This window comes from Paenibacillus sp. FSL H3-0333, from assembly GCF_038002805.1.
In the GTDB taxonomy this organism is placed as follows: domain Bacteria; phylum Bacillota; class Bacilli; order Paenibacillales; family Paenibacillaceae; genus Paenibacillus_AQ; species Paenibacillus_AQ silagei.
On the sequence record NZ_JBBODG010000001.1, the window covers coordinates 4,484,605 to 4,499,975 of the forward strand.

The following is a 15,371-nucleotide window of genomic DNA, read 5'->3' on the forward strand; positions in this document are numbered from 1 at the left end:
TTAGTACTCTCCCTTAATCACAAAAAACGAACCCCGAATCGTACCGGCCAGCTTCGATTTCTGCCGCGCGAACTTGAACTTGTCGGCCAGCTCCTTCGGAATCTCCATCCCCTCTGAGAGCTTGAAGCCGACCGCCCGCTTCTTGGGATCATCCACCGTGTACATTACGTTAAGCGCAAGACCATCCTCATAGAAAACGTAGGCGAACCGGATATTCTCCACCTGGAACTGCGACGTTTGGAGTGGCTTAGCAGCAAACTCAAGACCCCGCTCCTTACTCAGAATCCCGTTCACGTAATTCAGCGTCTCCTGGCTTTCACTGGCCGGAACGACTGTGAATTCATGCTTATACTTGTTCATGAAATAACGCGCCTCATTCGCACGTAATCCCGCCAGCGCCTCAGCAACCGGAGACGACTCCAGGCCTTGCAAAGACACCTCTTTGAAATCAACTGTGTATGCCATCGTTAGTTATCCTCCATTACGTTACTTAATTTCTTATGACAGGAATCCACATTTCGCCATACAGCGAGCCGTCCCGGCTGCCCATCTCCACAGCGGTATTCGGCCCGCCCACGTAGGCGTATCCTTCTGCTTGCGGCAAAGCTTGTCCGAAGGCCAAGCCCGTCAAAGTATTGCTTAATTCCTCCGTTGTCGCTCCTTCGCCTGCCACTACGAGGTATTCCCCCTTCGGGAATTGAATCACCCGGGCTTCCTGCGGAATCTTTGCGGCTGCACCTGCCATTACCCCGGCATAATGCATCATCTTGCCGTTCACCGCTTCGTTCACCACAAACACATAGTCATTCTCCGCAATCCCTTTTAACAAGTCGAGCCTGCCATCTTCACTGACCGCCTGCCAAAAATCCATCTTCTCCTTATAAATCCCGGCATAGTCCGTGTAATCACTCTTAAGATCAACGCCCAGACCAATCACCGTAAAGCTGTCTTTCTCTGCAATAGTATACCCTGCCATTGTTATATCCCGCCTTTATTCATATTTGTGTTCCTCACCTGCTATGTATATGATAACCTTGAACCATGTCAAAAAATGAACCTGTTTAGGAGCCGCGATGAAAAAAGTAGAACGGATCAACATCATCATGCGGTACATTAACAATCGTGCCCATTTTACGCTGACGGAAATCATGCGGGAATTCAATATTTCGCGTTCGACCGCCCAGCGGGATATCCGGGAGATCGAGGCGCTCGGGATGCCGCTGGTTGCAGAGGTGGGCCGGGATGGCGGGTATTCCGTTATGCGCAACTCTATCCTTCCGGTGGTCCGGTTCACGGATAACGAGGTCAAAGCGCTGTTCATTGCCTTCATGGCGACAAGAAACGGCCAGCTTCCTTATCTCAGGAGCCGCCAGTCGCTGACGGAGAAATTACTGGGGCTCATCTCGGAGAATCAGCAGGAGGAGCTTGTTCTTCTCAATCAGATCCTGCTGTTCGAGGGCACCCACCCGGGCAATCCTGATCTGCTGGATCTGTCCGATCTCCCCCACCCTATGCTGGACAAGCTGATCCGGCTCCTGCTGGCGGACCGTTATCTGCTAATTACCTGCCGGGAAGACCAGAAGGATATCTCTTATGCTGTGTATCTTTTACGTCTCTACCAGGAGAAAAGCCTGTGGCTCATCGAGTGCTTCGACCTGGACGCCTCCAGGAAACGGATCATCCCGGTTGATCAGCTAACTGATATCATCCCCTACCCGGGCTCCAACAGGCCAAGCGCGAAAAAAATTCAGGAGAAGCTTAGCAAGCAGCAAGTGAAGAACAACCTTGTCCTAGAGCTAGGTCCCCGGGCCATTGCCCAATACCGCAAATATCACCCGTTCAGGGTGGCGCTGTCCTATACTAACCCCTACCAAACTACCGCTATCCTGAAAATGGAAGTCGAGGTGAACCGCACGGAGGAGCTGAAGGAGTTCACGAATTGGCTGTTATTCCTGGGCGATGACCTTAAGGTGAAGGAAATGCCGGATGAAGTAAGGGAGGAGCTGCAGGCTAGAGTAGATCTTTTTTGTACTTAGGAAGCGCACGGCCCCCTACTGTTGCGTTCGCCGCGACCCATTGTGATCGGTTTTCCGACTACATTTCGCCCGTTCGCCTTCCTGCTGCCCGATGTGATCGGTTTTCCGACTACATTTCGCCCGTTCTTCTTCCTGCTGCCCATTGTGATCGGTTTTCCGACTACATTTAGCCCGTTCTTCTTCCTGCTGCCCAATGTGATCGGTTTTCCGACTACATTTCGCCCGTTCGCCTTCCTGCTGCCCAATGTGATCGGTTCTTCACCTACATGCGGCCCGGCTCCTTCGTAATCGAACTTTCCCATGCCAGTAAAAAGAGCAGCGCCCCCTAACCAGGAGAATCGCTGCTCTACTTCTACTTCTCTCTAATCCTTCGGCTTACAGATTAAGCAGCAAACTCAATACCTTCGCACACTCTGCGCGCGTCGCATTGGCCTGGGGCTTGAGGAATCCGTCCGGAGTCCCCGTGATGAAGCCCAGTGAACCGGCGGCACTCACGGCGTCCTTAGCCCAGCTGTCAATCTTGGCGGCATCGGCAAAAGCAGGCAAGGAACCTGCCGGAGCCTTACTTCCAGAGCGCAGCTCGTAGGCTCTCACAAGCAGCGTTGCCATCTCTTGCCGCGAAATACGCGACTCGGGGGCGAACTTGCCGTTAGAGTCCCCTTTGACGATTCCGGCTGCAAAAGCGGCGGCGACATCGCCCGAATACCACTTGCCGCTGTCTACGTCAGCGAACGAACTCATGCCTTCCTTCAGCCCAAGGGCACGGACGAGCATCGTAACGAATTCGGCCCGGGTCACTTCTCTCTTCGGTGCGAAGCGTCCTTCCCGGTCGCCCTCGATAATATGCTTGGCAGCCATCTCTTTAATCACTGAGTAGGCCCAATCCGCCGGACTCACATCTGCAAAGCTCTTGTCATACTCCAGTACAGCATAATTGCCGGATTGCCGTACCTGTGAAGTCAATACGGACTGTTCTGTGGTTCCGCCTGCATATTCAAGCGTTCCATCGTCTGCGGCCGCATAGACACCTGCAAGCATCGGGTTTCCGTTCTCCTGAACCTTCAAGCGAAGCGTAACAGGTTCAGCGAAGGAGGTCAGCGGAGTCTTCACTCCCTGCTGATTCAGCACAGACAGCCTGAGATTGAACATTTCTCCGGCTGTTCTCAGTTCAGCTTCACTCTTCTTATTAGCCTGAAGTATCCAGGCTGCCTTCTGCTCTGGGGACCTTGGCTCAAGCAGGATAGACATCATCGAGCCCTTCTGCTGCTGTCCTGCCAACGCTTGAAGCTGCTGAGCAACCTTGCCTGGAATCTCTACAGCCACTGTCTTGCCTTCCACCTTCAGTGCGGCTATTCCCTTAAGGGCCGCAGCGTCAGCGGGAATTCTTACTTCGCTCTGCCCTTCAGCTATTGGAATCACAATCTGGTTCTGGGCGTTCACCTTCGGCTCAGTTACAGTCAGAATCTCCGGCTGCGGCGTAGCTTGTGGTGCAGCTGAAGCTTGTGCTGTTGCCAGCGGAGCGGTCCAGCCTGAACCGGAGCCTGTTCCTGGTGCCGTAGTCGGGCTTGGTGCCGGGCTGGCTTCCGCACTTGGTGCAGGATTCTCTTCCGGACTTGTCACCGGCTCCGTTGCCGGAGGCGTTACTGGCTCTGTTACCGGGGGTGTTACAGGCTCCGTTACTGGAGGTGTTACTGGTTCACTCGGTTCACTCGGTTCACTTGGTTCGCTAGGAACCTCAGGTGTAGTTGTGCTATTACGCACGAAGGTCACCTCTTGCAGATAGCCGTAATGATTATCCGAGTCTGTGAGGACTTTGAAGCCCAGCGATGCGCTGCCGTCTTCCCCTATGTGCACATGCTTTAGCGTCAGAGTCCGGGGCTTCAGCCAGGCGCTGCCTGAATAGGTAACCGGCACCGAATACGTCTGCCCCTCGGAGATCACATACATTACCGAACCGGGAGAAGGTTCACCCTTGTCCCCAAAGATTTTGGCCTGGAGGGTATAGGTTCCGGGCGCAAGTCCGGTCATTTCATGAGTAAGGCTGAAGTTAATCGGCTTGTCATCCCCGTAATCGAAGCCGCCTGAAGCATTGCTGTCTCCGAAGGTAGCGGGCTTAGTGCCGCTCAGATACCAGTCGGACTTAGCGCCGTTCACCGTGAGATTATTGGTGCTGACGGCTCCGGCTTTTTTGACAAGCTTGAAATCATCAATATTCCCCCACTTGTCTCCAGCGTATTTCAGATTAGCGCCTAGTGTCAGCGTTCCATCTGTAACTTCAACGGTATCGATGGTTGGATTACTCCATTGCTGCCAGCCTGTGTTGACGAACGGCTGCTTCTGATTGCCCGCAAAAATCTCTGCCGTCTCTTCCCCTCCCCCGCCCGAGACCCAAGCGGATAACTGATAGGTACCATTTTCAAGTCCGATGACCGTCTGGGAGATTTGGAATTCCGCAGCCCCTGAGCTCCAGTAGTGCAGTGCAGCCGAACCGGAATGGGCATCCGACTCCACATTGACCGCCGCGCTATCGCCGCTTACGGTCCAACTATTCAGCCCGTCCTCGAAGCCTGGATTCTGAATGAAGCTTGTGCTTGGCGAGACTGTGATCTCAGTTGAATCTGTAAATCCGCCGTCATACGTAACCGCTGTTACTGTAGAGGTCCCGGCAGCAAGCCCGGAGATGGTTCCTTTATACTTGTCTACCTTGACGATGGCTTCATCAGAGCTGGTGAAGGTTAGCCCCTTATAGGTTGCATTCGCCGGGCTGATCGTTGCCTTAACGCTGCCGGTTCCGCCTACTTCTAGGACAGCGGTCTGCTTCTCTACTTTTACCGACTGAACTGGTACCCGGTTGATTGCCGAAGCACCGTCGATAAAAGCATCCATCGCGAAGGAAGGCTTCCCGTCCGGGTTCCAGGCAGACAGCCCATAGCCGAAATAGACTCCCTCGGGTGCCCAATAGAACACACCTGTTCCCTGGCCTCCAGGTACAGCCTTCACGCCATCCTGCACAGCAACTAGCATGTTGTATACATTATCCACATTCTTGCTCACATCGCCGCCAACCTCGACGACCATGACCTCTTTTCCGTATTTTGCAGCCAGAAGATTCATGTTGGAGGATAGTTCATTAATAGAAGAAGTGTAGATAGAATCCGGGTAATAAGATAACCCGATAATGTCATAATCACTGTCCTTAAGACCCGCCTCGACCAGACCTGCATAGAACGGATCTACACCGGTGTCGGCCCCGTTGGCTCTATGAATAATGATTTTGGTCTCAGGAAAAACAGCCTTGGCCGCATGTGATCCCGCCTGGATCAATTCCACCAGATTCGCAGTATTGCTATAGCTGCCCAGCGGATGCATCATCCCGTTATTAATCTCATTACCAATCTGCACCCACTCGGGGGTTACCCCCGCAGTCTTCAGCGCTTGCATCACCTCTGTGGTATACTCCGAGACATGTGCTTTGAGCTGCTCCAGATTATCACTGGCCCAGGCGGCCGGAGTAACCTGCTTCCCGGGATCGGCCCAGGAATCACTGTAGTGCAGATCAACCATCACCCTGAATCCGAGAGCGCTTACACGGGAGGCCAGCATAACCATCTCTTCAGTGCTGTTATGGCCGTTGATCGGATCATCGGATGGATTGACGAAAGCCCGGAGGCGTATCGAATCGATTCCGTGATCTTTTAGAATCTGGAGCAGGTCCTCTTCGTCTCCCTGATCGTTATAGAATTTGTAGCCCTCAGCTTCCATTTGCGGCAGCCAGCTGACATCTGCGCCCTTGGCGAAGGATTGCGGAATCGGAACCGCTCCAGCTTGTGCCGGTAATCCAAGTGCAGTCAGCGACATGATTAGCATTGTAAAAGTAAGAACCGCTGCAAGCCATCTTGTTCTCTGTTTCAAAATATTACCTCCCTGTGATAGTCTCTCCGTTAGTATAGACGACCGGAAAGGCAACATTGAATTAAGCGAAACAACGAAAACCCATACTTATTCAATTTTTTCACTGAAATGCGCTTACATTTCACTCTGAAAGACGTATAATATTCTCTATGTGAAATGCTATTCACCCTGGAATATAGATAACGGATCATACCAAAGGAGACCTAGAGATGCTGGATTCAAACACTACCCGTCTAATCACCAAAGCGCTGAGCGCAAGCATTGCCAATAAGGAAATCGCCGGTGCGAACTTCATGGTGATTCAGAACGGACAAGAAAGCTGGTATCACGAAGACGGCTATGCCGATATTGAAGCTGGACGCAAAATGTCCAGAGATTCGATCTTCCGCCTCTACTCGATGACGAAGCCGGTTACTGCCGCAGCCGTTATGCTGCTCCTGGAGCGCGGGGAGATCGACCTGTTCGATCCGGTCAGCCAGTACATACCCGGATTTAAAAATCAGAAGGTGGGAAAGAACGGCGAGCTTGTGCCCGTAACTCGTGAGGTTGATATTAACGACCTGCTGAACATGACCTCCGGTCTGGTCTACGGCGGAGCCGACGACCTGGCGGGTCAGTATACGGAGGCGCTGTACCAGGAACTGAACAGCCGCCTGCTTGGCACCAACCCGATGAGCACACTGGAATTCGCCAACAGATTGGGAGAAGGCCCGCTGGCCTTCGAGCCGGGAACCTCCTGGCAGTATGGAACCTCTGCGGATGTTCTAGGTGCATTAGTTGAAGTCGTCAGCGGCATGCGGTACGGCGAATTCCTGCAGCAGGAGATCTTCGGTCCGCTGCAAATGAACGATACCGGCTTTTGGCTGCCCGAAGACAAGAGAGAGCGGCTGGCCTCTGTCTACCAGGATGATGGTGAAGGCGGATTGATACCCTTTTCGGAGAGTCCTCTGGGCGTTAATCATCATATGGACCGGGAGGCAGCTTACGAGGCAGGCGGAGCCGGGCTGGTCTCGACGATTGAGGATGCTGCCAAATTCACCACCATGCTGATCAATCAGGGCAGCTTGAACGGGGTGCAGCTGCTGAAGCCCCGCACCGTTCAGTTTATGACCTCGGCCAGCTTAACCAGCCCGCAGCAGCAAGGCTTCAATCCCTGGCATTCGCTGCAAGGCTACAGCTACGGCAATCAGATGCGCATCCTGACCGATCCGGGTCAAGCCGGAGGGCTCGGCAGCCTGGGAGAATACGGCTGGGACGGCTGGCTGGGCGCTTATTTTGCCAATTGTCCGCTGGAACGCCTAACCATCCTGTTCATGATCCAGAGAAAGGACTCCGGTACCCTGCCCATTACACGCAAGCTGCGGAATATCGTGTTAAGCGCATTTTAAGCGACGAAGCAGTATGGATTCACTAAATTTGAGAAGCTAGAATTAGGTATTTCCAGAAACAGGTGGATTTTCTCCACTTGCTCCTGAACAGAACAGCCCTCTCCAGGGAACAGTTGGAAAAAGGGCACTTAATATACTACGGAGAGTTCAGAATAGAGGGTATGCACCAAATTAGATGGCATTTTTCCACCTAATGCCCTCCAATGCTCAAAAACGTCCAAATTAAGATACGTTTTTCCACCTAAATGTGAGAGATCCACTCCTACCATTTGGCATTTGCCCTGTTGGCGGCAATCACTTCAAGGAAGCGGTCGGGATAATTCGTATGCACTCCGTCTACTCCCCAAGAATAGGCTTTATCCATATTAAGCTGGTAGTTCACCGTGTACGGGATGATCTTGAGCCCCGCCCTCTTCACCTGAGCTACATAAGCGGCGCTGATTCCCTGGAAATTCGGGCTGATTCCTACGGCATAGGTCTTCACGGTATCCAGATAGGACTGAGTCACCCTCGTAGCCGCATAATCATTCCATACCAGCTGGTATAGCGGAATATCCGGGTTAATCGCATGAAGCTTCCGCAGACTGGCTGCGCTGAAGGAGTGAACGGACACCCTTTTGGCGAGATCATATTTCAATATCGTATTATTCAGGATCGCTTCGATCCCGAACTTCGATGCAGGCTCCTTGATTTCGATCATATAGTTGATGTCCTTGCCGAATGTCTCGAATACTTCTTCAAGCGTTGGGACGGTAAGCCCTGTGTATAGATCTCTAGCGAACATCGGGTAGTCCTGATTGAACCAAGAGCCTGCATCGAGCTGCCTGATCTGCTCCAGGGTCATATTTTTCACAAAACCTTTGCCGCTCGTGGTACGGTTAACCGTCTCGTCATGTATCACAACAGGAATCAGGTCCTTGGTCAAATGAATATCGAGCTCAATCGAGTCGGCACCCATCTCACGTGCCAGCTCGAAGGCCGGTATCGTGTTCTCGGGAGCATAACCGGATGCGCCGCGATGGGCAATCGTATAGACTTTGTCCGCCGGCTCGATCATCTCCTTCACCTTCACCCGGATGACCGGAGAATATGCGTACAGTGTGGAGAACAAGGAAATACACAATACAATGTGCACTCCGATAAAATAACCCTTATGTCTGAATATCTTCGTCATGCTGTTGTCCCCATTTGTGTGTGATTATAAAAAGCTCAAGAGAAAAGAACTGGAAAGCGTAATCGTCACTGCGGTGAACGCTCCCAGGCGGGCAGCGGCTCATGCACGAATTCCAGCCAGTATACATGCCGTTCATGCCGCTGCTGTTTATGTTCTGCGTAGTAGAGATATGTCTTCAGATGCTTGACCAGCCGCAACTCCTGCTGCTCAATGCCTGATTCCTCCGCGATCTCTCTATACAGCGCGTCTTCTACACTCTCATCTGGTTCTACCGTTCCTGCGGGGACCTGAACCCCGGCCTCGGCGCATCCCGGTGCGTGAAGACAAGCAGCTTATCGTTATACGTGATGTAGGCCAGGACTTTCCTGTATATCTGCATGATATCCCCCTTCCTGCAAACCCAGACCCTGCCCGGTCAATTATTCTCAAGTCTATCTATCGTATCAGACCTATGTGGTGTAAACAATCCATTGTTCTCGTACCTGAACTAAATACCCGCAGCCGCCATCCAGGCTAGCACACTCTCTCCTCTCGCTTGGTATTCGGAGCAGGAGGAGACGCTCGCTTTTCAGGCCGAAAAAGGCTTACTCTACGGATGGAAAATACCTCCGCAGAGTAAGCCCCAAGGCTGGTACAGATCATAGTAACCGCTAAGCCTGCATACTATCCAGTTCAGCAGATATCCGGTTTCTGGCCGCATCCACCACGCTAAAATCCATCGCGGCAATATAAATTTCCTTTAATTCATCCCGGTGCACCTTGGCCTCTGCCAAAGCGGCTATTGCCGTTTTCATTGTGGCCTTATATTGTGCGCTTATTTCCTCTAGCGGTCCGGCGAGGCGCTCATCCGTTCCCGGTGCAATAACAGCTTCATACGTATCGATGATTACGTCTCCTTCCCGCTCCGGATAATATTCATGCGGGCTGGTGCTGTCAAAGACCGCAAAATCAAGCTCACGCACAATAACCATATCCAGACTGTGGGGATCGAATCCGCAATGATAGATTTCCGTATCAAAGCCCCTCTTCTCTGCCTCAGCAGCGATTTTGCGGAGTATGGTTGATTTGCCTGTTCCGGCCCGGCCTTTGAGGAAGAAGCGTCTGGATAGTCCTTCGGTCAAATTAGGTACAAAGTCAACCGATCCTGCCGGCGTTGCTGCGCCCAAAAACCGGTGCTTCACATCAGCATGCCTCTGAAGCTGCGCTTCGCCAAACAACTGTTCCAGCATCCGGGCCGTTAATTGATCCGCCTGGCCGAAGTCCATATGCTCGAAGTACATCTTTTCCCATTCGTCATGAATGCTCAAGGCCTCCGCAAATCTGCTGTACGCTGCCGCATAGGCATCCGCAGCCTTCCGGTTAAGCTCCTCAATGATCTCCCTTTGACCGATAAGCGCTGCCGAGTCCCACGCTTCCCCCAGGTTCACGTATTCCCGGGCTGCTCCGGGAGCCTTGGGCTCGATCACATGGGGCGCCGTCCCGTCAACAATGCCCACGCCAAGCGCCGGAATAATGACCCCGTCAATGGAATCCTTATCGGATGAACAATGAATCAGCTCAATAGGATATCCCCGCTCCGCCCATTCCGCGCCGATTGCTTTCATCAGCGAGGATTTGCCTGTACCGGGACCGCCTTTCAAGATGAATATCCGCCGGAGTCCTTGAAGATTCGATTCGAACAAACTGAAGTAGCCAAGAGCCGTATTCCCGTCTGCAAAATATCTTAAAATTCCCGCAGCCATACACCCACTTCCTTTCCCGTTGCAGCCTGATAGGCTTATAACCATACAATATGCGTCAGGTATTTGTAAGGTTCCAGCAGCGGCGGAAATTCCGTCCATTCCACGTGAAGATGCTGAAACTAAATGCCCGCAGCCGCCATCCGTGCAAGCACCTTCTCCCCTCTCGCTTCCAGCTCCCCGCCGCTGAACTTTGGAAGTACAAGTTCGGAAACGATATTCCCGTCCCTCGTAAAAAGAACCCTGTCCGCCCTGGCGGCGACTTTCGCATCATGGGTCACAAGCATGATGGCTGTGCCCTCTTGGTTGATGCCTGCCAGCAGCTCCATGATTTCCTCTGCGGTCTTCGAGTTCAGCGCACCGGTTGGCTCATCGGCAAACAGAATCTCCGGCGTATTGATTAGTGCGCGGCAGATCCCGGCCCGCTGGAGCTGCCCGCCAGATACCTCAGTAGTATCCCTGTTTTCCAGCCCGGCAATGCCTGTCTGGATCATTAGGTCTCTCGCTTTTTGCACGAGTTCCACTGTATTCCTCTTGCCGTCCTGCACGGCGGGAAGCATGATATTATCCAGCAGATTCAGATTCCTCAGCATCGTGGGCTGTTGAAAAATAAAGCCCATGCGGGTCCGGCGAAGATCGGCAAGCGCATTTTCCCGGAGCCCGGCTAGTTCCGTATCGCCAAATTTCACGGTTCCCTCAGTAATCTCATCCATGCCGCTGAGTGCGAACAGCAGTGTGGTTTTGCCTGAGCCTGAGGGCCCCATTACGGCAACAAATTCACCTTCTGTTATATCTACGTCTACTCCATTCAATGCCATGGCTTGCTCTGCACCCTTACCGTAAGTTTTCACAATATGGGTACCTGTAATGATGCTGTTCATCTGCTAATCCTCCTTGATATGCCCGGAAATTTGCAAAGCCTGGATGCCGGAACTGCCTAACCTGGTAGCTGCAACGACACAGCCTGCAATCAGCAGGGGCGAAAAAAGATAGACAAACCACGGATTTACCTCGAAATGGAAGGCTGACGCGCCGAAGGACGACACGATCGCCACACCGGCAAGCTCTCCGAGCGTATTTGCCAATAGCGTACCGGTGATGACACCCATCCCCAGCACGGTAACGGAGCGTGTAAGATATTGCCTCCGAATATCCCTGCTAGTTAAGCCTATGGATTTCAAGATGGCAATGCAATAACGGTCCTTCGCCACCAGTAACTTCATGAATAGCGTTGTTACCAGTAGTGTGAGCAGGACGGTTGCCAGAGTTGCGACGATGGATGCCTTTTGTATAGCCTTGCGCATAGGACCAAGCATCTGCCCGATGGTCTCGTCGATCCCGGTAATTTTGGCAAAGGGGAATTGTTCCCGGTACTGTGATATGGCCGCCTGAACACTCTGACGGTCACGGAACGTAACCGCAATTGAGGCGCTTAGAATCTCCCCGTGATTCATCTTGAAATTTGCCTGAGCTGTTCGCCCGCCATTCGTGACATCGGAGTAAATTCCGCACACCTTCAGGTGCTTTTCCGTACCGTCAGCGATAACAACGATTTCATCCCCAACATTCATTTCAAGGTCTTCCGCATTCAGTACCGAGACGGCGATCTCCGCTTCCGCTTGCGGTGCACGGCCTTTGGAGTACGTAACCGGAAAAGCGGAATAGTCCCCGAAGGTCACCCGCAGCTTCTCTGGCGTTCCGTCATCCGTTCTCCTCTCTAGCATCCGGCTGGTGAACATAGCATATTTCTCAACGTTCTTATCTTCCGCCAGCCTGGCTGCAACCTCCGCCGCCTTCCCCGGGACATCCTCCACCTGTGTCCGCAGCACTCCGATATTAAGGTCACTGATGCCCATACCCATATTAGTGATGAAACCGGGTGCAGAGATCGTATTGCTGATATTGTACGGCACAATCATAATGAATGAGGAGATGACGAGCACCATCGTCATGGTGACATACAGCTTCTTACGGGACAGCACATCCTTGATGCCTAGAAAGATATTCCGGGTGAACAGCCTGTTGTAACTCAGCCGGAAGCTTCTGCCCGGTTTCGAGGATTCCCGCGATGCGCCGAACCTCACCGCCTGCGCCGGGGAGATGTTGCGGAAGCGCCGCAGCACACCATTCACATATAGCATGACCACCGCGAAGATGAGCACCGCCCCCGCAAGTCCGCTGAGCAAGCCGGGAAACCGGCTCCCGCTATCACCCATATACAGACGAATATTGTGCATAAAAGGGATCTGGAGCGGCAGAGAAGCCAGAAAACCCAGCACGCAGGCTACACCCGTGATCGCACCGTATTTCGCAAGGTACAGCTTCTTGATCTGTGATACCCGCATCCCGATGGCTTTCAGTACGCCTATTTCCTTGTAATCCTCTTCGATCGTTGCCAGTAGCGTAAAGCGGATACATAAGAAGGCCACGATAATGACCAGCATGCCGATTAACACCAGCACAGCAATCATAATGCCGTCCGTAATGCCGTTAATCATCTTCACCTGATTGTACGTGATCGCAGGCGGACCGTTGGCCGGGAGACCCGCATCCAGATACGCTGTCTCAAAAGCGGGATAGTTAACCCCCTCAGACAGCCGGAATTCAATCAGGTGCTCCAATTGTCCGAACTCACGGACCCTCTCGAAATCCGCCTGGCTGACCAGGAACTTTTTGGAGCTTACCAGTGCCGCGTTCATAGTCGAATCCCGCAAAAACCCCGCAACGTGGAAGGAAATACCGTGGATCGTCAATGTATCTCCTAGTGCTGCGTTCCCTTCCTGCCTGTAATAGACAGGGACATAGATTTCACCGTCTGCCGGATGAATCACCCCGCCGTTTAAGTCCAGCAGATAGTCGAATTTCTTGCCCTGTACGGAAAGACCATTGTCCTGAATGCTTCCTGCAAGCGAATCGTTCCCGATCACTATCTCTGCACCCTCAATATTTAGGAACTCCTGCACCTGATATTCCTCAACACTTCCATTCGTGTCTGCGAAGCGCCGCAACTGGTCCACATCAACGTTTCCTGTATGCATCTGCATGAAATGGAGCGCCTTCGCCGATAGAAGCATGTTATCGATCGCGCCGGACAGATTCACTGTAAGCGATGCGGCGAGCGAGGTTAGCATGGCGGCAACGAGGATGAACGCCATAATCGTGCCGGTAATCAGCTTGCTTTTGCGCAGATCATTTTTAATTAATTTTAGATACATGTCACTCCTCCGTCTATTTGTGACCTTACAGGTTTAACCTTTGGGGAAAATGAGGACGAACTCCTTGGTATAGGGTGAGACTGCGTCTATTACGCTAACTCCCCCGGAATGCTGTTCCATCACCTTGTACACAATAGCCAGTCCTAGCCCAGTTCCACTGCTGGTGGTTCTTGAAGTGTCGCCGGAGACAAACGGATCGAAGAGATTTCCGGTGATGGCCTCCGGGATCGCTGCTCCATTATCGGCAATATGGATTGTAATCCGGCTGGGCTCATCCGCCAGTCCTACGAATAACAGGCTGCCTGACGGGTTATGGCGGATTGCATTAGTCAGCAGATTGCCGATAGCCCGGCTTATTTCCAGCGGGTCTGACATGTAAAACACGGGATGGTCCGGTAATTGCAGCTCTAAGTTCATTTGCTTACTTTCGATTTCACCAAACAGAGTAGCGCAAGATATCCGAAGCAACTCCACAAGGTCAACCATCGTTAAGTTCAACTGGTAACCGGGCGCACCCAGTTTGGAGTAGGCCAGCAGCTGGTCAATCAATTGGTTCATCTGTCCCGATTTCGCTTGGATCGCCAGATGGTATTCCCGCTGTTTGTCCGGTTCCTCAACCAACCCGCCTGCCAAGGCCCCTGCATAGCCTGAAATCGTAGTCATGGGAGTTCTCAGATCATGGGCAATATGCGAGAACAGCTGCATCCGCTCATTCTCCATGCTCATCCGCTGTTCTTCGGCATTCTTCAGCCTTTGGGCCATATAGTTGAACGCATCCCGCATTTCTCCAAATTCCGTTTCCGTCTCAAAATCCAGCCTGGTATTCAAATGGCCCGAGGTCACCGCCTTGAACCCTTCTTCCATCTTCCTTACAGGCTCCATAAGCTTCCTGTTGATCCCGTGCCCGAACAGGACAATCCCTATAAAATACACGGCGGCTGTAATAAGAATCCAGATCACGGACAGCGTGATCTGAAGCGATTCCGTTCCCTTGGCCAGCGGGGAAGAGGCCAGCTCCGCGAAGTTCATCCCGTTCTTCCATGTCAACAGACCGTACAATAGCTCCAGAACCAGGAGCGTCAGCGCAATGCCGAAGGTGTAGCCTATGAATCTGTGCATGATGACTCTTCTGAAGCTGCGCTTGTTCTTCATGGATGCACCTCCAGCCGATACCCTAATCCCCGCACTGTTCCAATGGACACCCTGCTGCCGCCCGGAAGCTTGGCGCGCAGCTTACTGATGGCCACCATCACCGTATTATCATCTACGATAGCCGTCTCCTGCCAGGCCGCTTCATACAGCTGCTGCTTGGTGTATACGCGACCCGGGCTTTGCATAAACAGCTTAATGATGTTAAATTCTGTTGCGGTAAGGTGAATTGTCACGCTGCCCCAGCATAGACCGCAAGCAGAAATATCCAGACACAGCTCCCCTGCCATCAGCATATCCGCTGCGGAATCCGCTGCACCACCGCTATAGCGGCGTAATTGGGCTTTAATTCGTGCCAGTACCTCCAATGGGTCAAACGGCTTAGTCACATAATCATCCGCGCCAAGGTCAAGCCCCAGAATTTTCTCGTGATTCTCTGTCTTGGCACTAACGACGATAATAGGCAGATTGCTGTGCTCTCTCAAGCCCTTAATTAGCTGATAGCCATCAAGCTCAGGCATCATAATGTCGATGACAGCCAGATCAATCCGTGCTGCTTCAGCCTGCTTCAGTGCTTCCCGACCGTTACCGGCCTGGATCACGATATATCCGTCCTTTTCAACATACAGGCGCAACAGCTCCCGGATCTCCTTCTCATCGTCCACAATCAGAATCGTTTGGTTCATCATTTCACCTCTCCTCCCGCCCATCCCTCAGGGCTGTAAGTCCATTATGTTGACCCTACCTTTCAGTTAAAC

The 15,371-nt window shown here is 52.4% G+C and carries 13 protein-coding genes; 3 read left to right on the top strand and 10 right to left on the bottom strand.

Features of this window, described 5'->3' with window-relative positions:
- Together MHH78_RS20130 and MHH78_RS20135 are read right to left on the bottom strand one after the other, a co-directional pair.
- Window positions 1-465, bottom strand: a complete 465-nt coding sequence (locus MHH78_RS20130; RefSeq protein ID WP_076075466.1) for a phage tail protein — start codon at window positions 463-465, stop codon at window positions 1-3.
- Between the two features lie 25 nt (window positions 466-490).
- Window positions 491-976, bottom strand: coding sequence for a GyrI-like domain-containing protein (locus MHH78_RS20135; RefSeq protein WP_076075468.1), 486 nt, complete (start codon window positions 974-976; stop codon window positions 491-493).
- 97 nt (window positions 977-1,073) lie between these two features.
- On the opposite strand from MHH78_RS20135, the gene MHH78_RS20140 reads away from it, so the two are divergent.
- Window positions 1,074-2,036, top strand: coding sequence for a helix-turn-helix transcriptional regulator (locus tag MHH78_RS20140; RefSeq protein ID WP_076075471.1), 963 nt, complete (start codon window positions 1,074-1,076; stop codon window positions 2,034-2,036).
- Window positions 2,037-2,078: 42 nt separating this feature from the next.
- Window positions 2,079-2,324, top strand: coding sequence for a hypothetical protein (locus MHH78_RS20145; protein ID WP_341168580.1), 246 nt, complete (start codon window positions 2,079-2,081; stop codon window positions 2,322-2,324).
- A gap of 87 nt (window positions 2,325-2,411) precedes the next feature.
- Here MHH78_RS20145 and MHH78_RS20150 read toward each other — a convergent pair whose 3' ends face one another.
- Window positions 2,412-5,948, bottom strand: a complete 3,537-nt coding sequence (locus tag MHH78_RS20150) for a glycosyl hydrolase 53 family protein (RefSeq protein ID WP_341168581.1) — start codon at window positions 5,946-5,948, stop codon at window positions 2,412-2,414.
- Window positions 5,949-6,157: 209 nt separating this feature from the next.
- On the opposite strand from MHH78_RS20150, the gene MHH78_RS20155 reads away from it, so the two are divergent.
- Window positions 6,158-7,336 carry a serine hydrolase domain-containing protein gene (locus tag MHH78_RS20155; protein ID WP_341168582.1) on the top strand — a complete coding sequence of 393 codons (1,179 nt, stop codon included), beginning with the start codon at window positions 6,158-6,160 and terminating at the stop codon, window positions 7,334-7,336.
- Window positions 7,337-7,598: 262 nt separating this feature from the next.
- Here MHH78_RS20155 and MHH78_RS20160 read toward each other — a convergent pair whose 3' ends face one another.
- From MHH78_RS20160 to MHH78_RS20190, 7 genes are all read right to left on the bottom strand, one after another.
- Window positions 7,599-8,510 (bottom strand): glycerophosphodiester phosphodiesterase, encoded by a 912-nt coding sequence (locus MHH78_RS20160; RefSeq protein ID WP_341168583.1) that lies wholly within the window; start codon window positions 8,508-8,510, stop codon window positions 7,599-7,601.
- A 65-nt stretch (window positions 8,511-8,575) separates the two neighbouring features.
- Complete coding sequence (locus MHH78_RS20165; protein ID WP_341170352.1) at window positions 8,576-8,752, bottom strand: hypothetical protein; 177 nt, start codon at window positions 8,750-8,752, stop codon at window positions 8,576-8,578.
- A gap of 408 nt (window positions 8,753-9,160) precedes the next feature.
- A complete protein-coding gene (locus MHH78_RS20170) occupies window positions 9,161-10,252 on the bottom strand; it encodes a PRK06851 family protein (protein WP_341168584.1) in 1,092 nt (363 codons plus the stop codon).
- A 119-nt stretch (window positions 10,253-10,371) separates the two neighbouring features.
- The gene (locus MHH78_RS20175; protein ID WP_341168585.1) at window positions 10,372-11,130 is read right to left on the bottom strand and encodes an ABC transporter ATP-binding protein; all 759 of its coding nucleotides are present in this window, start codon (window positions 11,128-11,130) and stop codon (window positions 10,372-10,374) included.
- Between the two features lie 3 nt (window positions 11,131-11,133).
- Window positions 11,134-13,464, bottom strand: coding sequence for an ABC transporter permease (locus MHH78_RS20180; RefSeq protein WP_341168586.1), 2,331 nt, complete (start codon window positions 13,462-13,464; stop codon window positions 11,134-11,136).
- 33 nt (window positions 13,465-13,497) lie between these two features.
- Window positions 13,498-14,616: a sensor histidine kinase gene (locus MHH78_RS20185; RefSeq protein WP_341168587.1), complete on the bottom strand. Its 1,119-nt coding sequence runs from the start codon at window positions 14,614-14,616 to the stop codon at window positions 13,498-13,500.
- A complete protein-coding gene (locus MHH78_RS20190; RefSeq protein WP_341168588.1) occupies window positions 14,613-15,302 on the bottom strand; it encodes a response regulator transcription factor in 690 nt (229 codons plus the stop codon). Before MHH78_RS20190 ends, MHH78_RS20185 begins: the two co-directional genes overlap by 4 nt.
- Window positions 15,303-15,371: the final 69 nt, after the last annotated feature.